21 protein-coding genes and 1 tRNA gene are annotated in these 22,360 nt (G+C 65.7%); 14 read left to right on the top strand and 8 right to left on the bottom strand.

What is annotated here, in order from left to right:
• Positions 1 to 4 precede the first annotated feature (4 nt).
• The 5 genes from ACRARG_RS16500 to ACRARG_RS16480 are packed head-to-tail and all read right to left on the bottom strand — an operon-like array spanning position 5 to position 4,157.
• A complete protein-coding gene (locus tag ACRARG_RS16500) occupies positions 5 to 670 on the bottom strand; it encodes an acylneuraminate cytidylyltransferase family protein (RefSeq protein ID WP_432691141.1) in 666 nt (221 codons plus the stop codon).
• On the bottom strand, positions 667 to 1,437 hold the full coding sequence (locus tag ACRARG_RS16495; RefSeq protein ID WP_432691140.1) for an inositol monophosphatase family protein: 771 nt from the start codon (positions 1,435 to 1,437) through the stop codon (positions 667 to 669). Before ACRARG_RS16495 ends, ACRARG_RS16500 begins: the two co-directional genes overlap by 4 nt.
• Positions 1,438 to 1,486: 49 nt before the next feature.
• A complete protein-coding gene (locus tag ACRARG_RS16490; protein ID WP_432691138.1) occupies positions 1,487 to 2,113 on the bottom strand; it encodes a D-sedoheptulose-7-phosphate isomerase in 627 nt (208 codons plus the stop codon).
• A gap of 18 nt (positions 2,114 to 2,131) precedes the next feature.
• Positions 2,132 to 3,121 (bottom strand): class I SAM-dependent methyltransferase, encoded by a 990-nt coding sequence (locus ACRARG_RS16485; RefSeq protein ID WP_432691136.1) that lies wholly within the window; start codon positions 3,119 to 3,121, stop codon positions 2,132 to 2,134.
• 4 nt (positions 3,122 to 3,125) lie between these two features.
• Entirely contained in the window at positions 3,126 to 4,157 is a 1,032-nt protein-coding gene (locus ACRARG_RS16480) for a Gfo/Idh/MocA family protein (protein ID WP_432691134.1), read from the bottom strand.
• A gap of 156 nt (positions 4,158 to 4,313) precedes the next feature.
• On the opposite strand from ACRARG_RS16480, the gene ACRARG_RS16475 reads away from it, so the two are divergent.
• Entirely contained in the window at positions 4,314 to 5,039 is a 726-nt protein-coding gene (locus ACRARG_RS16475) for a hypothetical protein (protein WP_432691132.1), read from the top strand.
• A gap of 31 nt (positions 5,040 to 5,070) precedes the next feature.
• Here the strand turns inward: ACRARG_RS16475 and ACRARG_RS16470 are convergent, their stop codons facing one another.
• Positions 5,071 to 5,640: a cytochrome b gene (locus tag ACRARG_RS16470; RefSeq protein ID WP_432691130.1), complete on the bottom strand. Its 570-nt coding sequence runs from the start codon at positions 5,638 to 5,640 to the stop codon at positions 5,071 to 5,073.
• 103 nt (positions 5,641 to 5,743) lie between these two features.
• Between ACRARG_RS16470 and ACRARG_RS16465 the strand changes: the two genes are divergently transcribed.
• From ACRARG_RS16465 to ACRARG_RS16425, 9 genes are all read left to right on the top strand, one after another.
• A complete protein-coding gene (locus ACRARG_RS16465) occupies positions 5,744 to 6,493 on the top strand; it encodes a CDP-alcohol phosphatidyltransferase family protein (protein WP_432691128.1) in 750 nt (249 codons plus the stop codon).
• Positions 6,490 to 8,139: an LTA synthase family protein gene (locus ACRARG_RS16460; protein ID WP_432691126.1), complete on the top strand. Its 1,650-nt coding sequence runs from the start codon at positions 6,490 to 6,492 to the stop codon at positions 8,137 to 8,139. Before ACRARG_RS16465 ends, ACRARG_RS16460 begins: the two co-directional genes overlap by 4 nt.
• Positions 8,136 to 9,239, top strand: a complete 1,104-nt coding sequence (locus ACRARG_RS16455) for a lysylphosphatidylglycerol synthase transmembrane domain-containing protein (protein WP_432691124.1) — start codon at positions 8,136 to 8,138, stop codon at positions 9,237 to 9,239. Before ACRARG_RS16460 ends, ACRARG_RS16455 begins: the two co-directional genes overlap by 4 nt.
• Complete coding sequence (locus ACRARG_RS16450; protein WP_432691122.1) at positions 9,236 to 10,231, top strand: ABC transporter substrate-binding protein; 996 nt, start codon at positions 9,236 to 9,238, stop codon at positions 10,229 to 10,231. Before ACRARG_RS16455 ends, ACRARG_RS16450 begins: the two co-directional genes overlap by 4 nt.
• Positions 10,221 to 11,042: an ABC transporter ATP-binding protein gene (locus tag ACRARG_RS16445; RefSeq protein WP_432691120.1), complete on the top strand. Its 822-nt coding sequence runs from the start codon at positions 10,221 to 10,223 to the stop codon at positions 11,040 to 11,042. The genes ACRARG_RS16450 and ACRARG_RS16445 overlap by 11 nt, the downstream gene beginning before the upstream one ends.
• Positions 11,039 to 12,607 carry an ABC transporter permease gene (locus tag ACRARG_RS16440; RefSeq protein ID WP_432691119.1) on the top strand — a complete coding sequence of 523 codons (1,569 nt, stop codon included), beginning with the start codon at positions 11,039 to 11,041 and terminating at the stop codon, positions 12,605 to 12,607. The genes ACRARG_RS16445 and ACRARG_RS16440 overlap by 4 nt, the downstream gene beginning before the upstream one ends.
• Entirely contained in the window at positions 12,604 to 13,647 is a 1,044-nt protein-coding gene (locus tag ACRARG_RS16435; RefSeq protein ID WP_432691117.1) for a glycosyltransferase family 4 protein, read from the top strand. Before ACRARG_RS16440 ends, ACRARG_RS16435 begins: the two co-directional genes overlap by 4 nt.
• Positions 13,648 to 13,961: 314 nt before the next feature.
• Positions 13,962 to 14,939, top strand: coding sequence for an ABC transporter substrate-binding protein (locus ACRARG_RS16430; RefSeq protein ID WP_432691115.1), 978 nt, complete (start codon positions 13,962 to 13,964; stop codon positions 14,937 to 14,939).
• Positions 14,932 to 16,650 carry an ABC transporter permease gene (locus ACRARG_RS16425; protein ID WP_432691113.1) on the top strand — a complete coding sequence of 573 codons (1,719 nt, stop codon included), beginning with the start codon at positions 14,932 to 14,934 and terminating at the stop codon, positions 16,648 to 16,650. The genes ACRARG_RS16430 and ACRARG_RS16425 overlap by 8 nt, the downstream gene beginning before the upstream one ends.
• Here ACRARG_RS16425 and ACRARG_RS16420 read toward each other — a convergent pair.
• A complete protein-coding gene (locus tag ACRARG_RS16420; RefSeq protein WP_432691111.1) occupies positions 16,631 to 17,668 on the bottom strand; it encodes an ABC transporter ATP-binding protein in 1,038 nt (345 codons plus the stop codon). The genes ACRARG_RS16425 and ACRARG_RS16420 overlap by 20 nt on opposite strands.
• A gap of 211 nt (positions 17,669 to 17,879) precedes the next feature.
• Positions 17,880 to 17,969 (bottom strand) — tRNA-Ser (locus ACRARG_RS16415).
• A gap of 227 nt (positions 17,970 to 18,196) precedes the next feature.
• On the opposite strand from ACRARG_RS16415, the gene ACRARG_RS16410 reads away from it, so the two are divergent.
• From ACRARG_RS16410 to ACRARG_RS16395, 4 genes are all read left to right on the top strand, one after another.
• Positions 18,197 to 19,303, top strand: coding sequence for an SPOR domain-containing protein (locus ACRARG_RS16410; RefSeq protein WP_432691110.1), 1,107 nt, complete (start codon positions 18,197 to 18,199; stop codon positions 19,301 to 19,303).
• Positions 19,304 to 19,364: 61 nt separating this feature from the next.
• Positions 19,365 to 20,558 (top strand): D-alanyl-D-alanine carboxypeptidase family protein, encoded by a 1,194-nt coding sequence (locus tag ACRARG_RS16405; protein ID WP_432691385.1) that lies wholly within the window; start codon positions 19,365 to 19,367, stop codon positions 20,556 to 20,558.
• Complete coding sequence (gene tmk / locus ACRARG_RS16400; protein WP_432691384.1) at positions 20,558 to 21,208, top strand: dTMP kinase; 651 nt, start codon at positions 20,558 to 20,560, stop codon at positions 21,206 to 21,208. Before ACRARG_RS16405 ends, tmk begins: the two co-directional genes overlap by 1 nt.
• Positions 21,205 to 22,353, top strand: a complete 1,149-nt coding sequence (locus ACRARG_RS16395; RefSeq protein WP_432691108.1) for a DNA polymerase III subunit delta' — start codon at positions 21,205 to 21,207, stop codon at positions 22,351 to 22,353. The genes tmk and ACRARG_RS16395 overlap by 4 nt, the downstream gene beginning before the upstream one ends.
• The last annotated feature ends 7 nt before the right edge of the window (positions 22,354 to 22,360 follow it).

Below are 22,360 nucleotides of genomic sequence, written 5' to 3'. Positions count from 1 at the left end.
CGGATTACTTTCGCAGAACCGTCAGCAGGGCTTCGGCAATATCGAGATCGGTCTGGGTCTTGATCACATGACCCGAGATCGCGCTGACCGGATAGAATTCGATCCGACCGTTGTAGGTTCCGATGCGTCCGGCCTCGACCGCATCGATATAGGGCTTGGCCCGCCATCCGGTGATCGACCAGGTGACCCGCTGCACCGGCTTCAGATCCTGTGAATTGGTCTTTTCCGCGAAGGTAAAGTTGACCGGCTGGTTCTGATAGGCGACCTCGATCTGATCCTCGATACAGGACAGCATCACCTCTGCGTCGGAGGCGACAAAGGCTGTGGTGAAGTCGCGGACCTCTTCCATAGTGAGCAGTGGCGCAATGGAATGCACCTGTACCATGGCATCACAGTCGACCTGTTTCAGGAAATCATAGACGAATTGTTCCGAGGTCGAGACCGAGTCGCCCAGTTGTTCCGGCCGCTGGTAAAACTTCGCGCCATAAGCTTCCGCGTACTGAGCAAATTCGGCGTTTTCGGAATTGACGTAGACCTCGTCGAAACAGCCCGATTGAACGCATTTTTCGATGGCATGCGTGATCAGTGGCTGCCCGGCCAGAGGCGCCAGGTTCTTTTTCTTGAGCCGCTGGCTGCCCATTCGCGCGGGGATCATTGCAACTGTTTTCACGGGTGGTCCTCGTTCTGATGGCTGACGGATCCGGCCAGGCGGCCGGCCAGGTCGGAAAATTGTCCGGCGGGCGCGCAGAGGCTGTATTGATCCGCAGCAGGCGGCGGGGCGGCGGCCCCTGTGTAATGGCCATACTGAAGTCCGGCCTCGCGTGCAATCAGCGCCCCGGCCAGATCATCCCAGGCCTTGGCTTCGCGGCTGGCGACAAAGGACAGGTGACCGGCGGCGGCATAACACAGGTGCAGGCTCTGACAGCCGAGGTTGCGCAGCTTGGCCGATTGCAGGATTTCGGAAAGCGACGCGGGATCGCGCTCTGCCAAGTCGCGCAGCAGGCCGGAGCTCATGACCGCAAGCGAGGCCTGATGATCCCGCCGCACAACCGGCGCACCGTTCAGAAAGGCACCGGCGCCTTTATGTGCGGAAAACGTCTGCCCCCGGACGACGTCATGCACGGCCGCCAGCACGGGAACGCCATCGCGGAGAAGCGCAACAGCAATGGCGTAGTTCGGGAACCCGGCGACAAAATTGACGGTGCCGTCCAGCGGGTCGACCAGCCAATGGTCCCCCGCACCGCCCAGCGCGGCGCCCGTGAACCCTTCTTCGCCGGTCACGGCAGAGCCCGGGCACATCGCCGCCAGATCTGCAGACAGCCTGGCCTGCAGGGACAGGTCGAGGCTGGTCACGAAATCAAGCCCACTGTCGCCTTTCGACTGAACCTCTGCCGAGGTGGCGAACATCTCCGCCGCGAGGTCGGGGAGATAGCGCAAAAGTTTTGTGTGCAGCGCGGAAAGGTCTGGCCGGCCTGTGTCCGTCATTTCAGAATTTCACGTTGCCGATCAGCGAAGTGTCCATGTTCGTCATGCGCAGGTACTGCGTCAGAATATGGATGAAGCTCATATGAATGTCCTCGATGACCCCGTAATTCTGCGCATCCACATGAGCATTGAGATCGGCCAGGGTACGGGAGCGACCGCCGGAAAACCCGGTGAAGGAAATCGACGTCATGCCCTGCGCGCGCGCCGTCTCGATCGCCCGGACGACGTTCTGGCTGTCGCCGGAGGAGCTGACGGTCCAGAGCAGGTCGCCCGGCCGGCCCATCGATTCCAGCTGATAGGCAAACACTTCGTCATAGGAGATGTCATTGGCGAGCGCCGAATTCATTTCCGTATGCGCGGCCAGCGACATCACCCGCGGCTTCAACCCGGTATCGGTGCGGACGCATTTCAGAAAGTCACACAGCGAATGGTTGGCGATGCCTGCCGAGCCGCCGTTGCCGCAGATAAAAATGAAACGATCCCCGTCGATTGCGGTTTTCACGGCGGCCGCGATCCGGTCAAGAGCAGAGAGATCGCAATGCTGAGCCGCCTCAGCAAGGCGCGTGAAATACGCGCCGGCAAATGCGTCGCAGGTGTCGAATGGGGTCGCGGGAAAAAGATCGGTCATTGGTATACGCCAGGGCTTTCAGGTTTGGATGACAAAGCGCAGAAGACTGGACCGCAGGCTGCGCTGGAGAAGGATCTGCAGGTCTGTCAGGCGATCCTTGTCGGCATCGCGGAAAAAGCCCGACCAGAACGGCACATTGTCGTTGTTGGCTTGCAGAAAATACTGCCGGAGAATGATCGCGTCACGGCGCCCGGGGGTCGATTTCTCCAGAACCTCATAGCCGAGGCGTCGTGCCAGAGTTTCAAGACCCGCGATCGAGAAGACGGTCAGCCGGTCCAGCGGTATGAAACTGGGCGAGGCAGAGCCCAGAAGCTCATATTCAAGCCCGTCAGCGCAGGAGCTGGCGATGAAAACCAGCGTGCCCGGCCGCGCGGCCTGCCTGATCCGGTCCAGAAGCCGGTCCGGGCTGGCGACGCGGTCCATCTCGGCCTGGATCAGGATCGCGTCGGGCCGGAACGTGTCGACGGCCTCGGCCAGATCGTCGAACCCCTCGCCCGTCTCTGCGGCCAGAGGAAGGTGCTGCCAGCGGCGATTGTGGCTCAGCTTGGCTACGACATCTTCCCATCGCGGCGCGTGTGTTGTGAACCGGTAATCGAGGACCCTGTCGATTCCGCGCCCGAGATGACCGGCTGTCAGGCTCACCCAGTTCAGCGTCGATATGAATTCGAAACTATGGTCCTCGGCCTCGTCCCCGGCGGGCGTCGTGCCAGGCTGCGCCTGCGGCAGCTGGAGGCGCAGCGCATCCAGCCGTTGCTGTGCCGGCACCCGCGCCGCGTAGATCGTGTTGCAGGCGGCACAGCGCTGGAACGGTATAAAGGCCTGTCCGAACGTCTGGCTCTGGGCAACGGGCGACCCGCATGCGGGGCAGTCGCGGTCGTGCCACTGCGTGCTGCTGTCCAGCAGCAGCTCCAGCAAGGCATTGTTGCGCAGATGGCGGTAGCGTTCTGTCTTGCCGCCGGACACGTCGGACACATCCGGCAGATGATCGAGAAAGACGGGTGTCTGCATCGGACTATGCCTCGACAGCCGGGCGCATGTCGGCCCAGTCGGGGTCGGCGGCGTAAATCGCTTCGACCAGCTGCATCACCTCAAGCGCCTGTTGCGAGGTTCCGGCGTTGATCGCGGCCCCCTTGGTGACCGCCGCGTGGAATTCGGCGACCTCCTTGTCCCAGGACTGGTCGCTGGTGAAACGGATTTCCTGAAGCTCCGGGTTGGGGACCGGCGTGCCGCTTTCATCCAGACGGTTGAGCGCGACAGAGAGCACCTCTGTTCCATAGCTGCCGGAATTCGACAGGATTCCGTCAACCGAAAGGAACCCGTTGCGGGCGTATAGCTCCAGCCGAAACGTATGGCGCCACTGGGTCGCCGAGGAATGGATGGAGGCGATGACGCCGCCACTGCTTTTCATCAGCGCAAAGGCATTGTCTTCGACCGGGACCTTGGTCCAGAATTTGCGTTCGACAAAGGACTGGACCTTGGGAAAGTCGCCGGCGAACATCAGGAACAGATCCAGCATGTGGATGCCCTGGTCGATCAGAATGCCGCCGCCCGACTGGCTTGGATCGTTGCGCCAGTTCTCGGCGTAATTCGCGCCCCCCGCCTTACCGTAGACGCCCCGCATGAAATACAGATCGCCCAGCGTTCCCGCGTCGATCAGGCGCTTCGCATGTTCGATCGCATCATGCACACGGTGATTGAAGCCAAATTTCAGAACCTTGCCGCCGGAGGCGGCCTCGGCTTCACGCATCCGGATCACGTCCTGAGAATTGCGCCCGGGCGGTTTTTCCGAAAACACATGGAGCCCGCGGTCCAGCGCGGTACAGACCGTATCCGGGATCAGCATATTCGGCGTCGCGACGACCACGGCATCCAGTTCGTAATCGTAAATGCCCATCGGATCGATGATGACCGGCACGGGGCCACTGCTGTCAGGCTGCGTGTCACAGGCCACCACAATCTCGAACCCGCCATGTCGCATCATCGCGTCATGCCGGATACGACCCATTTTTCCATAGCCGACAATTGCCGTCCGTAACCTTGTCACGCTTCCTCCCGGGAGATGGCAGCAACTCCGGCCGCCAGATTTCGGCGCACATTAGGGAGCCGACAAGAGGGGTTCAAGGCCCAGATGCCCGCCAATTTGAGAGTGACAATCGCCCGCCGGCCTGTCACCCATCACGGCGCAGCAAGGAGAGACCTCGTGACCGACGCCCCCATCCAAGACATCGCCCGCGCCCGTGCCGAGGGCCGCGAAGCGCGCATCGACGGCGCGTTGCCGGCCTCCCCGGAGATGGCCTATTCGCTCGCCATGCAATCCGTCGGTACGCCCGCGGCCTGGAAGGTTGGCGGCGCAAACCCCTGGTCGCGCAAGGTCTTTGGCAATACTGAGGTCTTTTTCGGCGCGCTTGCCCCTGCCGAAGTCAGGTTTCTGACGGCAGAGGTCCCGCTGGACGGTCTGGTTGCGCCGCTGGCCGAGCCCGAGCTGGCGCTGCGCATCGCCGACCCCGAGGCCAGCGACGCGAAAACCGCGTTTGATGCCGCAGCACTCAGCGTAGAGATTCCGGCCTCCGTCCTGCCGCCTGAAGCCAAGTCGATCCTGATGGGCCAGATCCTCGACCGGGCCGGGGCTGGCGCTTTGTGGATCGGGCCGGTGCTCGATCAGGCGCCACATGAAATTCCCGACGATTTCACCTGTGACTTCATCAAGAACCAGGAGACGGCGATTGCCGGTGCCGCGGCCAATATCCTGCCGTCGCCGCTGGGCGCTGCCATGGAAATGCTGGCCCTCTGCCGCCGGTATGGAATTCGCGTGACACCGGGTCAGTGGATCGCCTCGGGCGGGCTCTGCCCTGCCGTGCCGGTCCAGCCGGGCGATCGCATCGCGCTGTCGATGTTGGGCAGCACCGTATCTTTCGATTTTGTCTGACTTTGCGCCGCCCTGGCGGGGGCGCGTTCTTTCAGGCTGCTGGCGGTCCTGACCGAGGCGACCTGAACGGCGGCCACATCCTTGAAAAGACCCCGTCGCGGCGCACCAGCCCATGATAGGCCGCCGCCGCGATATGCACCGCGATCACGCCCGCAATCGCATAGCCGGCCAGGAAATGAATGGTCTTGGCAGCGGTTGCGAGCCATTCGGCGCGCGGCACAAGTGCGGGCACGCCAAGCGCATCCAGCGATTCGATCGGAAAACCGCCCGCCTTGACCCGAATGTACCCCGCCACCGGCAACAGGAAGAGCAGCCCGTAAAGCGCCAGATGGGACAGGGCGGCCATACGCTGCTGGATCATGGGAATATCGGCGGGCAGCGGCGCGGGCGGGCGAAATCGCCGGTAGAGCGCCCGGATCACAACAAGGATCAGCAGCAGGACGCCGATATTCTTGTGAAACAGGAACAGGGCGTTTTGCAGGCCCCGGGGGATGCCCTCCTGTATCATCAGGAACCCGGCGGGGATCATGCACAGGACCAGAAGCGCCATGATCCAATGCAGACTGCGGGCAAACAAGCTGAACTGGTCGGTCGTTTGCATGAAGCTATTCCTCCTGATGTCCGCCGGTGGCGGGTGCGGCCACCGAGGCAGGTGGATCGCATGGTCACTTGACGGATGTATACTGCACGGCAACATCACACGAATGCTGGATACGCGTCTACCTTCACGACGCCGCGGACTGCGGCTTACCGGCGCCGGGACCGGACCGGCGGTCCGCGGGGCCGTCCTGGCCTGTGCAATCGCCGGGCTTGTGCTGGTCTGCCTGCTGCGGTTTATGCCCGGGACAGGCGTTCCGTCCGGCATGGCCGCCCTTCTGGGGTTCGCCTGTGCCATAGCTGTCGCCGGGGTCGGGTTCCTGCGTAGTTATCCGCATGACCGGCTGGGGTGGTGCAATGCTGTGACGGTGCTCCGGCTGGCACTAGTGATGTCGCTGGTGTCTCCTTTGCTGTCCGGTCATGGCGCCACCTGGGCCACGCTTGGCGTTGCGGTCCTTGCGCTGGCGCTGGACGGGGTCGACGGATGGCTCGCCCGACGGGAGGGGCTGGTGTCCGGTTTTGGCGCCCGGTTCGACATGGAGGTCGATTCCGCGCTGGCGCTGGTGCTTTCGATTGGGGCCGCGATCGAACATCAGACCCTCGCCATCCTTATTCTGCTGGGCCTGCCGCGCTACCTTTTCCTTGCCGCATCCTGGCTTGTTCCCTGGCTGCGGCGCGGCCTGCCCGAACGGTTCAGCCGCAAAACGGTCTGCGTGCTGCAGATCGCGGTGCTGATTGCGCTGCAGATCCCTGTGCTGCCGGATGCCGCGGCTCTGGCGATGGCCGGGCTGGCCGCTCTGGCCGTCGCGTGGTCCTTTGCCGTGGACGTGGTCTGGCTGGGGCGGAGACGGCGATGACCGGCCCCGTTCCGCGACGTGTCCCGGCGCGTGTTCTGGCACTTGTCCTGGCGGCGCTGGTCTTTCATCTGCTGCTGATCCAGCCCAACCATCCCGATGCGCTGACCTGGCGGGCGCTGGTTCTGTTTCCGCTGGAACTGCCGTGTATCCTGCTGGGGCTGATGGCGCTACCCCGGGGGCGCGGGTCCCGGGCGGTCCGCGTCGTGCTGGTGGCGGGCCTGCTGCTGTCCTCGGTTCTGAAACTGGCGGATTTCGCGCTGTATTCCGCATATGGGCGCGGGTTCAATCCCGTGGCGGACCTTATGCTGATCGGTGCCGGCATACGGCTGTCACTGGGGGCCACGGGGCCGGCGCTGACCGCCCTGGCGCTCCTCGGTGGAGCGATAGTCTTCGGAGCAGTGACCGCCGCCCTCTGGTGGGCCAGCGGTGTCTGGGCCGGGCTGGTCCTGCCGCAGAAATGGCGGCGCGGTGCCGTGGCCGCGGCCTGCCTTTCTGCCGTGGTCATTGTGGCCGACGCGGGGCATGTGATGGGCCAGTGGCACCTGCCCCGGGCCATGCCCGGATCGGCCTTCACGACCCGCCTCGCGGCTGAACGCATCGTCAAAGCGCGCGACACCCTCGCAGATCTGCGCAGCTTCCGCAAAGCCGCCGCAGATGATCCCTTTTCGCGTGGGCATGGCCTGCTTGGCGATCTGGACCGTGACGTGATGGTGATCTTCGTCGAAAGCTACGGGCGGGCAAGTTTCGATACGTCCCAATACGGCCCGACGCATAGGGCGACGCTCTCAGCCGCCGAGGAACGGCTGCACGATCTGGGCCTCTCCATGCGATCGGGGTTTCTCAAGTCGCCTACGCGCGGCGGACAGAGCTGGCTGAGCCATGCGACACTTGCCAACGGGCTCTGGATCGACAACCAGACCAGTTACCGCGCGATGCTGTCCAGCGGGCGGCGGACCCTGTTCCACATCGCGTCGGAGGCCGGGTTCCGGACGGCCGCCGTGATGCCGCAGATCACCCTGGACTGGCCGGAGGCCGAGCTGATGGGATTTGACAGGGTGCTGGCCGCGCGCGATCTGGGATATGCGGGCCTGCCGTTCAACTGGGTGACGATGCCGGATCAGTACACCTATGCCGCGCTGGACCGGCAGCTGCGGTCGGGCGGGGACACGCGCCGGCTCTTTGTGCAGGTCGCAACCGGCTCGTCGCATGCGCCATGGACGCCGGTGCCCGATCTTGTGCCCTGGGATGCCATCGGCGATGGCCGGGTCTTTAACGAGATGGCCCGGTCCGGAGCGACCCCGCAGGAGGTCTGGAGCGACCGGGACCGCGTGCGGGATCACTACCGGCGGTCGATCGACTACGCCTTGCGGGCCGCCTTTGACTATATCGCGCGACAGGCTGATAGCCCGCCGCTGGTGCTTCTTCTCGGGGATCATCAGGCGGCCGGATTTGTGGCACTGGATGAGAGGCCGGATGTGCCCGTGCACCTTATCGGGCCGGCGGCGCTGGTGGCAGCCGCCGCTGAATGGGGCTGGCAGGAGGGGCTGGTGCCCGATGCCAACGCGCCTGTGCTGCCGATGGACCGGATGCGTGACCTCTTTATCCGGGCTTATTCCTCTGCCCCGGTGGCGGAGGCCGGCGGATGAGGCGCCAGTTTCTCCGCGGGCCCGGCCTGATCCGGCTTGTCCTGCAGTTTGCGGTGTCGCTTGCCCTTCTGACGCTGCTCTGGCGACTGGTGGGCGGGGCAGAGGCGGCACGGCGCTTGAGCACGGCCAGTCCGGGCTGGCTGCTCTGTGCGGTTGCCGCCCTGACCCTACAGACGTACCTGTCCGCCCTGCGCTGGCAATTGACGGCCCGGCAGGTCGGCATCCGCATCGGGACGGGCCCTGCGATCCGCGAATATTATCTGGCGCAGGTTGTGAACCAATGCCTTCCCGGTGGCGTCGTGGGGGATGCAGGCCGCGCCCTGCGGTCCCGCGCGCAGGCCGGGCTGGTGCGGGCAGGTCAGGCTGTCGTCTTTGAACGGGCGGCAGGTCAGCTGGCGATGATCGCGCTGCTTGGTCTGGCCTTTGTCGTCACAGACGCCCTGCCCGGCGGGCTGGACTGGCCGCCTGCTCTGGCCGTGCCGCTCAGGCTGCTTATGGGGGCCGGCCTCGGGTTTTTGATCCTGTGCGCCATGCTGCTGCGCCTGCCGGGACCGGCGGGGCGCATCCTCAGCCGGGCGCTCGGGCCGTTCCGCAGATCGCTGGGCACCGGGTGGGTGCTGCTGACCCAGCTGGTGCTGAGCGCCGGCACGGTCATCTGTAACCTTGCCGCGTTCTGGGTCTGCCTGCGCGCGGTCGGCGCCGAGATGTCCTTCGCGGCTGTCTGTGCGCTCGTGCCGCTGGTGCTGATGACGATGGTCATCCCGCTGACGATTTCCGGCTGGGGGATGCGGGAGGGGGCGGCGGTGGCGCTGCTGCCGCTGGCCGGTGTTGCGCCGAGCGATGCGCTGGCCGGAAGCGTGGCTTTCGGCCTGATGATCCTTGCTTCGGTTCTGCCGGGCGCGATCCTGCCCCTGCTGTCCGGCCAGACCTCGCGGCCGGCTATGTCCGCCCGGCACGAGCGGCCACGCCGGGATCGAAAGCCGGAACCGCCCGTTTGCGCGGCACCGGGCCGCGATACAGGGTATGTCACGGCACCCGGGCTTGAAACTCCGCCAGGGGCCTCTAGCCTTGAGACATCCACCGGGAGGACGAGACGATGAGACTGAAGCTGAACCGGCGCCATATGCTTCGCCTCGGCGCCGGATTTGCAGGTGCCGGCGCCTTCGGACTGGCCGGGCGCCCTGCCATCGCGCAAACGGCAGTCAGGCTGCAATTGTCATGGCTGCATTCCGCGCAGTTCGCCGGCAGTTACATTGCACAGTCGCGGGGGTTCTGGTCGGAAGCGGGCCTTGATGTCTCGCTTCTGCAGGGGGGCCCGAATGCCCCGGTTGAGCCGCCTGTCGTGTCGGGTACGGCGCTGATTGGCATTTCGGCGGCCGATTACACCGCCGCCGCGGTCGAACAGGGCGCACCGTTCCGGATCCTCGGCGTTGCCATGCAGAAGAACCCGTTTGTCATCGCCTCCCTGCCGGACAACCCGGTGAACGCGCCGGGCGATCTGGAGGGCAAGCGGATCGGCATGGCGCTGGCCAATTCGCCGGTTCTGCAGGCGCTCTGCAGTCTGAACGATGTCGATTTTGACGCGATCGAGATTGTCCCGACGCAATATTCCGCGCAGCCCCTGCTGGCGGGCGAGGTCGACTGCCTGCTGTGCTGGGAGACCGATCTGCCGGTGGCCATGGCTATGCAGGGCGTGGACAGTGTGACGATGCTGATGGCCGATCACGGCTATGCCGTCCATTCCCAGACCTATATCGCCACCGAAGACAGCCTGGCCAATCGCCGCGATGCGCTGGTGGCGCTGATGAAGGGCGAAGTGCGGGGCTGGGAAGCGTATCGGCAGGATACCGACGCAGCCGCGGCCCTGACGGTCGAGATGTTCCCCGATGCGGGGCTGGACCTCGACACGCAGAAGTTGCAGGCCGAACGTCAGGTGCCGCTGATGTTTTCGGATTTGACCGATGCCAATGGGTTCGGCTGGTGGACCGAGGACACCGTCGCGGCCAATATCGAAACCCTTGCCCTGCTGGGTCGAACGGTGACGCCTGAGCTCTGGGATCGTTCGATCCTCGAAGAGGTCCATGCCGGCTGACGTCTCCGCCCCGCCCGAGGTGATCTGTTCCGGTCTTGGCAAAACCTTTGCGGACGGGACAGAGGCGGTGCGGGACATCGACCTGAGATTTTCCGCAGGACAGACGACCGCGCTTGTCGGGCCGTCAGGCTGCGGAAAATCGACGCTTCTGCGCATGATCGCCGGGCTGGAGGCGCCAAACGCGGGCCGGATCGAGATCGGCGGCGCACCGCCACGGGCGACGCTGGACCGTGCGGGGCTTGCCGTTGCCTTCCAGGACCCGTCGCTGCTGCCCTGGCGCAGCGTGCGGGGCAATATCGCGCTCGCGCTCGGGCTGGCACGCCGTCGGGCCGATCCGGCAGAGATCGACCGGCTGATCTCTCTCGTGGGGCTGGAGGGGTTTGGAGACACCCGGCCAGCGGCGCTTTCGGGGGGGATGCGGCAGCGTGCGGCCATGGCGCGGGCCTTGGTCACAAAACCGGGGCTGCTGCTGCTGGACGAACCCTTTGGCGCGGTGGATGAGCTGACCCGCCGCCAGCTGGCACAGGATCTGCCCAAGCTCTGGGAGGCACGCGGCACGACCACAATCCTCGTCACACATTCGGTCAGCGAGGCGGTCATGCTGTCGGACCGGGTCGTTGTGCTGTCGCCGCGACCGGCCCGGATCGTAGAGGAGATCGCCATCCCCCTGCCCCGTCCCCGGTCCGAAGATGTCGTCCGGACGGCGGCCGGAGCCGGGCTGGTCGATCGGGTTTTCGGGGCGCTGGCACGCGGAGTGGCCGAGGGTATGCGCCCGGTGTCGGACCGACCGACAGAAGGACAGCCGCGATGACGGTGACCGCCGTGCCGCCCGTCCGCCGCCGGACCGGCGCGCCCCTGCCCGGCCTGCTGGTCCTGATCCTGCTGTGGGAACTGGCCGCGCGCCTGACAAGCGGGACCTTTGTGCTGGCCGCGCCAAGCGAGGTGGTCCTGTATCTGGCCGCCAACTGGCGGCTGGTGGGGCGCGCGCTTCTGGCCACGCTGGGCAATGCCGCCGCCGGATTTCTGGCCGGCAATCTCGCGGCTGTTGCGCTGGCCGGGATCGCGCTGGTCTGGCCGCGCAGCGAACGGGTGGTGACCGGGGTGGCGCTGATCATATTCTGCCTGCCATTGGTGGCGACCGGCCCCATCCTGCGGGTGATCTTTGGCCCCGGGTCCGGCCCGCAGATCATGCTCGCCGCTCTGGCGGTGTACTATACCACGCTGATCCCATTGCTCGTCGGGCTGCGCGCTGCGCCGCAAAGCTGGTTCGATCTGTTGCACAGCTATGGGCGGGGGCGTCTGGCCGCGCTTGTCCATGTGCGCAGCATGGCCGCCCTGCCCTATTTTCTGGCCGGGTTGCAGATCGCAGCACCTGCGGCGTTTCTGGGCGCGATGGTTGGAGAGTTCACCGGGGCAGAGCGCGGATTGGGTGTGCTGACCGTCCGGGCGATCGGCGCGCTTGACCTAGGTATGACCTGGGGCATCGCCACCGTCGCCACGACCATCAGTATCGCAGCCTATCTGATGATCGGCGCGGCGGCGCGATATCTGCTGAAGGCACCGCCTCCGGTGATCCTGACCTCGTCCGCCCCGCCCCGCGCCCGGACGGGTGGCTGGAGAGAAGGCATCATCACTTGCGCGGTCCTGTTCGGCCTCTGGATCGGGGCGCTGTGGGTTTTCGATCTTAACCCCTTTTTCGCCAAAGGCCCCGGCGATGTGCTGCAGGCGCTGGTTCTGGCCCCGGATGCCGCGCAGACACGCGGGCAGATCGGCACAGCCCTGTCGGAGACCGCGATGTTTCTGCTGCCGGGCTATCTGGCGGGGCTTCTCGCAGGCGCCGGTCTGGGCGTGGTGCTGATCATGGCGCCGGCACTTGCCGGAACGGCGCTGCCGCTGGCCATTGCCCTGCGGTCCGTTCCGATCGTCACCACCGCGCCGCTGGTTGTGCTTGTGCTGGGGCGCGGGGCCGCCGGCACGATCACGCTTGTTGCCATCATGGTGTTCTTTCCGACATTTGTCGCCTGCCTCCATGGGCTGCGGCAGGTGCCGGGGCAGATCATGGATGTCTTCGCCTCTTATGCGGCAGGCCGGTGGGCGCGGCTGATCCGCGTCCGGATCCCCGCGATGCTGCCGGCCTTCTTTGCGGCCGCGCGCATGGCCGTTCCGGCCTCGGTTCTGGCTGTCACCGTCGTTGAATGGCTGGCAACGGGACAGGGGATTGGCAGCCTGATGGCGCTGTCGGCCTCGCTCTCGGATTATGACATGCTGTGGTCCTGCGTCTTGGTCGTCACCGCCCTGTCGGTGCTGATGTACGGGCTGGTTGGCTGGGTGGAGCGGCGCGTTCTGCAGGTTTACGCGCCGGAGCAGCTGGCATGACATTGCGCCGGGCTGCCTTTGCCGTTCCGGGCGATATCACCACGCCGACCGGCGGATACATCTACGAACGCCGCCTGCTGGACGGGTTGCGCGCGCAGGGGCGCGACCTGCGCCATCTGGAACTGGGCGGGTCCTTTCCGGACCCGACGGAACAGGACATGGGCGATGCCATTGCCCAGTTGCAGGCACTGGAGCCTGACCGGGCGGTGATCCTCGACGGGTTTGTGTCCGCCACGCTGGATACGGGCGCCCTTGCCGGACTTCATGTGCCTGCGGTGGCCATGGTCCACCATCCGCTGGCCTTCGAGACCGGATTGCCGGCGGCCCGACGGGACCACCTGTTCGAGATCGAGCGCCGCAATCTGGCGCATATCGCCCATGTTCTGGTGCCAAGCCCGAGCACCGCCGCTTTGCTGGTCAGGGCATATGATGTCCGGCCCGATCGTATAACGATTGCACGGCCCGGGACGATCCAGCCGTCGCGTCCCCCGGCCCCCACCGATCCGCCGCTCATTCTGTCGGTGGGCATCCAGCACCCCCGGAAAGGGCATGATATTCTGCTGCAGGCCCTCGGCCGCATAACGGATCTCGACTGGTCTGCGGTGATCGCCGGCAAGGCCTATGACGCGGCACATGCGGCAGAGCTTGGAGAGCTACTGGACCGGCTTGACCTGCACGGGCGGGTTGCGCTGCGCGGATTTGTCCCCGACCGCGACCTCGCCGGGCACTATGGCGCCGCGTCGATCTTTGCGCTGGCCACCCGCTTTGAGGGCTATGGGCTGGTCTTTGACGAAGCGCTGGCCCATGGGCTTCCGATCGTCAGCTGCCGCACCGGTGCCGTGCCGGATACCGTGCCGCCGGAGGCCGGTCTGCTTGTTGCACCGGATGATCCCGGCGCTTTGGCCGACGCGCTGTCGTATCTGTTGACGCATCCTGACCAACGCGCCCGACTGGCCGAGGCGGCAGGAGCCTGGGGCCGCCGCCTACCGGGATGGTCGGAAACAGCACAGATCGCCGGGCAGGTGCTGGACCGCATCTGAGGCAATACGACCCCGGCGGGCAGCAATTGTCGCCGGTCATTGCGACATGACAGGCTCCGCTTAAGGGGCCTTCCCGATACCCAGAATATCTGACTGAAAGAGCATCCATGTGCCACGCGCCTGTCCGGGACGCTGGGGCCTGCGTGGCGGAACCTTACCACGATTTGCGCCCCCCAAGGCGCTGAACGATCAATTTCACCTCAGACGGGCCCAGACCTTCAAACGAGACGGGATGCCGGCGGAGGCTGTCAAAGAACTGTTGTAACTTGGTGCTACCGGTCGGCGGGATTGCTCAAACCAAGGACGACGCTCCCATGAAATCCATCCTCCTCACCGCTGCTGTCTCTGCCCTGATGGCCACCGGCGCCCTTGCCGATGTCTCCGGCAAGCTGGTTCTTTACACCTCGCAGCCGAATGCCGATGCCCAGCAGACCGTGGACGCCTTCAAAGCCGAATATCCGGAGGTCGAGGTTGAATGGTTCCGTGACGGCACCACCAAGGTCATGGCCAAGCTGATGGCCGAATTCGAAGCCGGGGCGCCGCAGCCCGATGTGCTGCTGATCGCGGATATGGTCACGATGGAAGGTCTGGAGGCCGAAGGTCGTCTGATGCCCTACGCGGAGGCCGACGTGTCGGCCTATGAACCGGCGCTGATGGACCCCGAACATCACTATTTCTCGACCAAGCTGATCACGACCGGCATCATCTACAACACCGCGGCCACGATGGTTCCGACCTCCTACAAGGACCTGCTGAAGCCGGAGGCCCGCGGCAATATCGCCATGCCGTCGCCGCTGACCTCGGGGGCCGCGACGATCCACATGGTCTCCATCACCTCCAACCCCGATCTGGGCTGGGAGATGTACGAGGGTCTGGCCGATCAGGGGGCGAACCCGCAGGGCGGCAATGGCGGTGTCTACAAGGCCGTTGCGGGGGGTGAAAAGCTCTATGGTTTTGTCGTCGACTTCCTGCCGATCCGGGAAAAGGTCAATGGCGCGCCGGTGGAATTCGTCTTCCCCGAGGAGGGCGTGTCGGCTGTGACCGAACCCGCCGCGATCCTGTCGACCGCGCAGAACCCGGATGCGGCCAAGGCCTTTATCGATTTCCTGATCTCGGAAAAGGGTCAGACGCTGGCGGCTGACATGGGCTATCTGCCGGCACATCCCGGCGTCACCCCGCCCGCAGGTTTCCCGGCGCTGACCGATATCAAGCTGCTGCCCTTCGATCCGGCCAAGGCGCTGGCGGAAGATACCAAAAACAAGATGAAGTTCACCGAGACTTTTGGTGGCTGATACCCGCTTAAACAAAATCGGGCGCGGCGAAGGGATCACCCTCGCCGCGCTTTGCAGTCTCGGGGTGGTGCTTTTTGCCGTGCCGCTCGGGTTGCTGGCCAAGGTGGGGCTGAGTGATGGCGGGTTGCCTTCCCTTGCCCCGCTGCTTGACGCCATCGGCAGCAGATCGGTGCAGCGCGCGACCTGGAACAGCCTGGAGAGCTCTGCAATCTCGGGGCTCGCCGCGCTTGTGCTGGGTACGGGTCTCGCGCTGATCATCGGGCTGACGGATGTGCGGGCCAAGGGGGCGGCGGTCTTTGCGCTCCTGTTGCCCATGATGATCCCGCCGCAGGTGACGGCCATCGCCTGGGTGCAGGCGCTTGGCCCGAGCAGCGTGGTGCTGAACACGCTGGGTCTGGCGCCGCCGCCCGGATCGCCGCATCCGCTGTACACCTCCTTTGGGGTCATGCTGCTTCTGACGGTCCAGCATGCGCCGCTTGTCCTGCTTGTCGTGCTGGCCGCCTTGCGGCGCCTGCCGCGCGAGATGACCGAAGCCGCCCGCATCTACGGGGCCCGGCCATTGCGGCTGCTGCGCCGGGTGATCCTGCCGCTTCTGGCACCGACGCTGGCGGCGGGTTTCATGCTGGCCTTTGTCTCGGCCCTGGGCAATTTCGGCATCCTTGCGATCCTTGGCATTCCTGCCCGGTACACGACGCTGCCGGTGCTGATCTGGAACCGGCTGTCGAGCTTTGGCCCCGGTGCGCTGGCCGATGTCGCTGTGATCTCGATCCTACTGGCCGTGATCAGCCTGGCGGCGATCGCGGCCCAGTTTGCCCTGCAGCGTCGCAGCCGCGCTGCCGTGATTGGCCCGCCGCAGCCGCCGCTGCGGATCGCCTTGGGGCGGTTGCGTCCGCTGGCCGAAGGCTGTCTTGCGCTCTACATCGCCGCCACGCTTTTGCTGCCGCTGACGGCGCTTGCCGCGACAGCGCTGGTGGCGACCTACGGGCTGCCGCTGACACCGGAGACCGTCACGACCGAAAACTTCCGGGAGGTGCTGATCCGTCAGGCCTCCACCCTGCGGGCCTTTGGCAATTCGACCCTTGCCGCCGGAGGCGCCGCCGCGATCATCGCCGCGTTGGCCATTCTGATCGGGTATTTTGTGACCCGCCGTGGCGGCGGGCTGCCGCGTCGGTTGGGCGGGACCTTTGCGGCTGTGGCCGATGTCAGCTATGCGATCCCGGGGCTTGTGATCTCCATCGCGTTCATCCTGACCTTCATCCGCCCGCTGCCGGGTCTGAACCTGTCGCTTTACAACACGCTCTGGATCATTTTCCTGGCCTATCTGACGGCGTTCCTGTCCATTGGCCTGAAGCCTGCCGTCGCGGCCTACGGACAGCTGGATCCCGCGCTGGATGACGCGGCCCGGGTCTCGGGGGCCAGCTATGCCCGCCGGATGCGCCGGATATTTGCGCCGCTGGTCGCCCCCGCCGCCGCATCCGGCGCGATCCTTGTCTTCCTGACCGCCTATAACGAGGTCACCGTGTCTGCCCTGCTCTGGTCGGCCGGGAACGAGACCATCGGGACGACGATCTTCAACTACGAGGACGGCGGGTACACAACCCTTGCGGCGGCCATGTCCTGTGTGACGGTTGTTGCGACACTTGTCCTGATGGCGGTGCTGGACCGGCTGGGGCGCTGGCTGCCGCCCGGGGTCATCCCCTGGCGCGGCTGAGGTCCTGGCCCGGAAGCGCCCATCCGTGGGTGGCGGTCAGCTGGATCACCTGTCCGTCCTGCAAGGGCGTGGGGGAGGCTATGGGCAAGGCCTCTTCAACACCGGCGACATGGGCCGATGCCTCCCACAGGCCGCCGCGATAGCAGACGGAGGTCAGCTGAGCGGAAACGCCGTCGCCCAGACGGATATTGCCGGGCCGCAGAACGACGCGCGCGGGGCCATCCGGCGCGTCGGGGACGGGGACGCGCATAGGGCCAATCGTGGCGACACCTGCGGTGACCTGCCCGGTCACAACCGCCGCCCGGCCGATAAAGCGGGCGACCTGTTCGCTGGCTGGCCGGTCGTGAATCTCCCGTGGGGTCGCGACCTGCAGGAAGGCGCCGTCCCACATCACGGCAATCCGGTCGGCCAGCGACATGGCCTCGCGCTGATCATGGGTGATATAGAGCGTCGTCGTGCCGCTCTTGCGGTGGAAGCTGCGGATCTCGCCCTCCATCCGGTCGCGCAGATGCGGGTCGAGATTGGCCAGGGGCTCATCCATCAGCACCGTTCCGGCGCCGCCTGCGAGGCAACGCGCCAGCGCGACACGCTGCCGTTGACCGCCCGACAGGTCGGCCGGGGCGCGGTCGGCCAGCGGCAGGAGATCGACGACTGCAAGGCTATCGTCTGCGATCTGCCGCGCGCGCGCACGGGTCGCCCCGGCGGATTCCGCCGGGAAGGCCACATTCTCCCGCACGGTCATATGTGGCCACAATGCATAGGACTGGAAGATCAGCCCGACAGAGCGCTTTTCGGGCGCCACGTGACGCTCGGGTGACGACAGCACGGCCCCGCCGATGCCGATCTGGCCGCCGTCCAGATGGTCCAGCCCCGCAATCAGCCGGAGCAGCGTGGATTTGCCGCAACCCGAGGGGCCGAGGATGACAAAGAACTCTCCGTCCCCGATCTCTGCTGTGATGTCATGTACAACGGCATTACCGGCAAAATGCTTGGTAACGCCTTCAAGGGAAACCGACATTCACCACTCCGAAAGCCCGGCTGTGGAGTATCGGCAATGGCTGGAGGGCACAATAAGCGCAACGCGCTGTCACTTAAGTTTCACAAACCTCGGGACGGGCGGCTCAGCGCCCTTTCGATCGGATATTCCGGCGGTGTCGCAGGCCAAGCTGTCCCGGGCGGGACACTCCCAACACTTTGTAAAGCTTTGTTTTACCCGGCGGGCAAGGCCATGGCGGAGGAGGTGGGATTCGAACCCACGGTACGCTTTCACGCACGCCGGTTTTCAAGACCGGTGCAATCGACCACTCTGCCACTCCTCCGGGTCTGTCTCCTGTAAGACCCTGTTTCCGATTCTGGAAGACCGATGAGATCAGGTGAGATCCGGCCTCGCGATCGCAGCCCGCGCTCTGAAATGTGATCGGCAGAAAATGCAAGGCGTCTGACCTGCACGCTTTTCAGCGGGGGACACAGCCGTTAGACTGCGTGCAAAATCGGGCAAGCCGGTCAACGGCAGCACGGGTGATCCGTGCAGATATAGGGGCGAAAGATGGCACGCAGACTTGGCTCAGCGATCACAGGCGCGGGACCCCGCGGCGGAATGCGGCTCGCATTGGCCGTGGGCGCGACACTGGCACTGTCCGGTTGCATGGAAAACGGCGCCACGCTGTTCAAAAAGACACCGGGGACCGAGGGTAGTGTTCAGGGCGGATCGACCCGGATTGTCGAACGCGATGTCGAAGCTCCAGAAGTTTTTCAGGCGTCCGAAGCCGGGCTCTGGGACGGGCGTCCCTCGCTGGGCGGGGTCTGGGTCGCGCATCCCGATGTTCAGGATCCCGAACGCGCGCTGATCCGGAATTCGTCGAATTCGAAATTTGTGATCGGTGCCCTGTTCCGGCCCTCTGTCGAACGGCCGGGCCCGCGGTTCCAGGTCTCCTCCGATGCGGCTGAAGCACTGGGGATGCTGGCCGGACAGCCGGTCAATCTGAACGTGACGGCGCTGCGCCGGGAAGAGACGGCGCAGCCGGATGCGGATATCGCGCCCGAAACGGCGGCCGAGGAGACCCAGGTCGCCGCCGCGCCGGTTGCGACGGGTGCCAGCCCGACCAACGCAGCCACGCAGGCCGAGGCGGCGATCGCCCGGGCAGAGGCGGACGCCGCCGCGCCCGCCGGCGTCGCAGATGCGGCAGACGGAGTTGCCGCGGTTGAGGCCGCAGACGCGCCTGACGCACCGCAGAAAAAGAAATTCCGCTGGCCCTGGCAGAAAAAAGAAGCCGACGCGCCGGAAGCCATGGCCGAGAGCGTGGCCGACGACCCGCAGCTGACCGCGGCCCCGGCGGTAGAGACGCAGGCCCTTGCGCCTGTCGCCGCGCCGCAGGTCAGCGCTCCGGCGCCGAAACCCGCGCGACCGGCCGCGTCGAAGCTGGATAAGCCCTTTATTCAGATCGGCATCTTCAGTATCGAAGAGAACGCCAATAATACCGCCGTTGCGATGCGGCAGCAGGGCATCGTGCCCACGGTCCGCAAGCAGTCGTCGCAGGGCAAAACATTCTGGCGGGTCATTGTCGGCCCGGCCACGTCGACAGAGGAACGCGCCCAGCTGCTGACCAAGGTCAAGGCGGCTGGCTTTACCGATGCCTATGCGGTGACCAACTGACCGCCGGCAGAGAGGAGCACGCATGATCGATATTCCCGGCACCCTGCGGCGCCCCAAACGAATGCTGCTTGGCCTGGCCCGCGCCACTGCGGTGTCTGCGCTGATCCTCGCCGCCGGCACGGCGCAGGCGTTCGATACAAAGGCGCGCGCGGCTTATATCGTCGACATCACGACCAAAACCGTGCTTCTGAACAAGAATGCCGATCAGCCGCTGCCACCGGCGTCGATGTCCAAACTGATGACGCTTTATATCGCGTTCGAGGCGATCCGCGACGGCCGGCTGCTGCTGGATGAGAAACTGCCCGTGTCGAGCCATGCGATGAGCTATGGCGGGTCGACCATGTTCCTTGATACCACCGACCGGGTGTCGGTGGAGGATCTGCTGCGCGGCATCATCGTCCTGTCCGGCAACGATGCCTGCGCCGTTATCGCGGAGGCGCTGTCGCCCGACGGGACGGAGGCCGGCTTTGCGCGCTATATGACGCAGCGGGCGCAGACCATGGGCATGACAAACTCGACCTTTGCCAATTCCAACGGCTGGCCTGCCGCCGGGCATCGGATGTCCATGCGCGATCTGGCCCTGCTGGCCACGCGTATCATCGAGGATTTCCCGAATTTCTATCCCCTCTTCAAGGAGCGGGAGTTCAAGTTCGATGGCCGGGCGCCGACCAATGTGCACAACCGCAACCCGTTGCTGGGGCTGGGGATCGGCGCGGACGGCCTGAAAACCGGCCATACCGAAGAGGCGGGCTACGGGCTTGTCGGGTCGGCGGTTCAGGGCGACCGCCGGGTGGTCTTTGTGTTGTCGGGGCTGGCAAATTCGGCCGAACGCGCGCAGGAATCCGAGGCGGTCGTAAACTGGGCGTTCCGGCAGTTCACGCAAAAATCGCTGCTGACGGCTGGCGAAACCGTCACCAAGGCGGCCGTCCATATGGGTGCCCGCCCCTCCGTCGCGCTGACCACGGCCGAGGATCTGACGGCACTGGTGCCTTCGCTGGCTGGCAGCGAACTGAATGCCGAGGTGGTCTATAACGGGCCGATCTCTGCCCCCGTCAGGAAAGGCGATGAGCTGGCGGAGCTGGTTCTGCAACTGGACGGGCTGCCCGAAACGCGCATTCCGCTGGTCGCGGCAGAAGATGTGAGCAAAGGCGGCTTCATGGTGCGCATGGCGACCGCGGTCGATCACCTTCTGACCCGGATCGGCCGGGCCGCCACCGAAGAGGATGCGCCCTCTGCGGAGGAGGCAGCCTCTTGATCCCGGCCGGGGCACGGCCCGGCGGCCTGTTCCTGAGCTTTGAGGGGATCGACGGGTCCGGCAAATCCACGCAGGCCCGGCTGCTGGCCGACGCGCTGCGCGAGGCCGGGATGGATGTGGTGCTGACGCGGGAACCGGGCGGCTCTCCCGGAGCGGAAGAGATACGGGCGCTGGTGTTGCAGGGCGATCCCGACCGCTGGTCGGCCGAGACGGAGATCCTGCTGTTCACCGCGGCCCGGCGCGATCACCTGGAACGCACGATCCGGCCCGCCCTGACACGCGGTGCGGTGGTCATCTGCGACCGGTTTGCCGACAGCACGCGGATGTATCAGGGCCTGTCGCGCGGCGATCTGCGTGGTGCGGTCGACAGGCTGCACGCGCTGATGATCGGGGTAGAGCCGGATTTGACCGTGCTGATCGATATGGATCCGGAGGTGGGCCTGGCCCGCGCCAAAGGCCGGCAGGGCGTGGAAGAACGGTTCGAGGATTTCGGCGCGGATCTGCAGCGCAAGATGCGGGCGGGCTTTCTGGCGCTGGCCGAAGAGTTTTCGGGCCGGTTCCGCGTGATCGACGGGGCGGCTGCGCCCGAAACCGTGGCCGCGCAGGTGCGGGAGGCTGTTGCGCCCCTGCTGGACGGTGTCGCGCCATGAGCAAAACAAAAGACGACGACGACGAATTCTTGCCGCAACCTGACCGCGTCGAAGGTGCGCCGCATCCGCGCGACACTGCGCGGCTGATCGGGCAGGAACAGGCGGAGGCGCAGTTCCTTGACGCTTTCACCTCGGGCCGGCTGCATCACGGCTGGCTGGTGACCGGCCCGCGCGGCGTCGGCAAGGCGACGCTGGCCTGGCGGATTGCGCGGTTCCTGCTGGCCACGCCGGATCTGGAAGACGACGGGCTTTTTGGGGCCCCGCCCCCGCCGGAAACGCTTGATATTCCCGTGGATCATCCGGTGTCGCGCCGCATGGCCTCCGGCGCGGAGCCGGGGCTTTTTGTCCTGCGCCGCCCCTATGACGAAAAGGCCAAGCGGCTGAAGCGGGAGATCACGGTGGATGAGGCGCGCAAGCTCAAGTCCTTCTTTTCGCTGTCCTCTGCCGATGGCGGTCGGCGTGTGGTCATCGTGGATGCCGCCGATGAGCTGAACGTCAGCGCCGCCAATGCCATCCTGAAACTGCTGGAAGAGCCACCCGCGCGCACGGTGCTGCTGCTGGTCGCGCATCAGCCCTCGGGCCTGTTGCCGACGATCCGGTCGCGCTGCCGGGAGCTGCGGCTGTCCCCCCTCGGTCCGGAGGCGATCGCGGAGGCGTTGCATCGGGCGGAAATCGAGACAACCGGCGATCCGGCGGCCCTTGCGGAACTGGCGGGCGGCTCCGTCGGGGAAGCCGTGCGCATGTCGACCCTGGGCGGGCTGGCGATCTATGCCGAGCTGATCGCGCTGATGGGCACCATGCCGCGCTTTGACCGGGGCCGGGCGCAGGCGCTGGCCGATGCCGCCGCGCAACGGGGCGCGGAGGAAAAGCGCGCCCTGCTCTATCACCTCATTGACCTGATGCTGGCGCGACTGGCGCGGACCGGGGCGACGGGCCTGCTGCCCCGCGCCGATGCGGCCCCCGGAGAGGCGGAGGTGCTGCGCCGCCTTGCCCCGCATGCGCCTGCCGGACAGGCATGGGCGCAGGGCGCGGAGGAGATCGGCGCAAGGCTGCGCCATGGCGAGGCGGTCAACCTTGACCCTGCCGCGCTGATCCTTGATACCGTGTTCAAACTTCAGAGCATTGCGGGCGGTCGGGCCGCCTGATTTCAGG

Source organism: Pseudooceanicola profundi (assembly GCF_050897955.1).
Lineage (GTDB): Bacteria > Pseudomonadota > Alphaproteobacteria > Rhodobacterales > Rhodobacteraceae > Pseudooceanicola.
This window is presented reverse-complemented; position numbering and strand designations above follow the sequence as displayed.

Bases quoted from the DNA above. Each gene is read 5' to 3' on its own strand.
- ACRARG_RS16490 (WP_432691138.1), bottom strand. From the start codon at position 2,113: ATGACCGATCTTTTTCCCGCGACCCCATTCGACACCTGCGACGCATTT.
- ACRARG_RS16485 (WP_432691136.1), bottom strand. From the start codon at position 3,121: ATGCAGACACCCGTCTTTCTCGATCATCTGCCGGATGTGTCCGACGTG.
- ACRARG_RS16470 (WP_432691130.1), bottom strand. From the start codon at position 5,640: ATGCAAACGACCGACCAGTTCAGCTTGTTTGCCCGCAGTCTGCATTGG.
- ACRARG_RS16465 (WP_432691128.1), top strand. From the start codon at position 5,744: ATGCTGGATACGCGTCTACCTTCACGACGCCGCGGACTGCGGCTTACC.
- ACRARG_RS16460 (WP_432691126.1), top strand. From the start codon at position 6,490: ATGACCGGCCCCGTTCCGCGACGTGTCCCGGCGCGTGTTCTGGCACTT.
- ACRARG_RS16455 (WP_432691124.1), top strand. From the start codon at position 8,136: ATGAGGCGCCAGTTTCTCCGCGGGCCCGGCCTGATCCGGCTTGTCCTG.
- ACRARG_RS16450 (WP_432691122.1), top strand. From the start codon at position 9,236: ATGAGACTGAAGCTGAACCGGCGCCATATGCTTCGCCTCGGCGCCGGA.
- ACRARG_RS16445 (WP_432691120.1), top strand. From the start codon at position 10,221: ATGCCGGCTGACGTCTCCGCCCCGCCCGAGGTGATCTGTTCCGGTCTT.
- ACRARG_RS16440 (WP_432691119.1), top strand. From the start codon at position 11,039: ATGACGGTGACCGCCGTGCCGCCCGTCCGCCGCCGGACCGGCGCGCCC.
- ACRARG_RS16435 (WP_432691117.1), top strand. From the start codon at position 12,604: ATGACATTGCGCCGGGCTGCCTTTGCCGTTCCGGGCGATATCACCACG.
- ACRARG_RS16430 (WP_432691115.1), top strand. From the start codon at position 13,962: ATGAAATCCATCCTCCTCACCGCTGCTGTCTCTGCCCTGATGGCCACC.
- ACRARG_RS16420 (WP_432691111.1), bottom strand. From the start codon at position 17,668: ATGTCGGTTTCCCTTGAAGGCGTTACCAAGCATTTTGCCGGTAATGCC.
- ACRARG_RS16410 (WP_432691110.1), top strand. From the start codon at position 18,197: ATGGCACGCAGACTTGGCTCAGCGATCACAGGCGCGGGACCCCGCGGC.
- ACRARG_RS16405 (WP_432691385.1), top strand. From the start codon at position 19,365: ATGCTGCTTGGCCTGGCCCGCGCCACTGCGGTGTCTGCGCTGATCCTC.
- ACRARG_RS16395 (WP_432691108.1), top strand. From the start codon at position 21,205: ATGAGCAAAACAAAAGACGACGACGACGAATTCTTGCCGCAACCTGAC.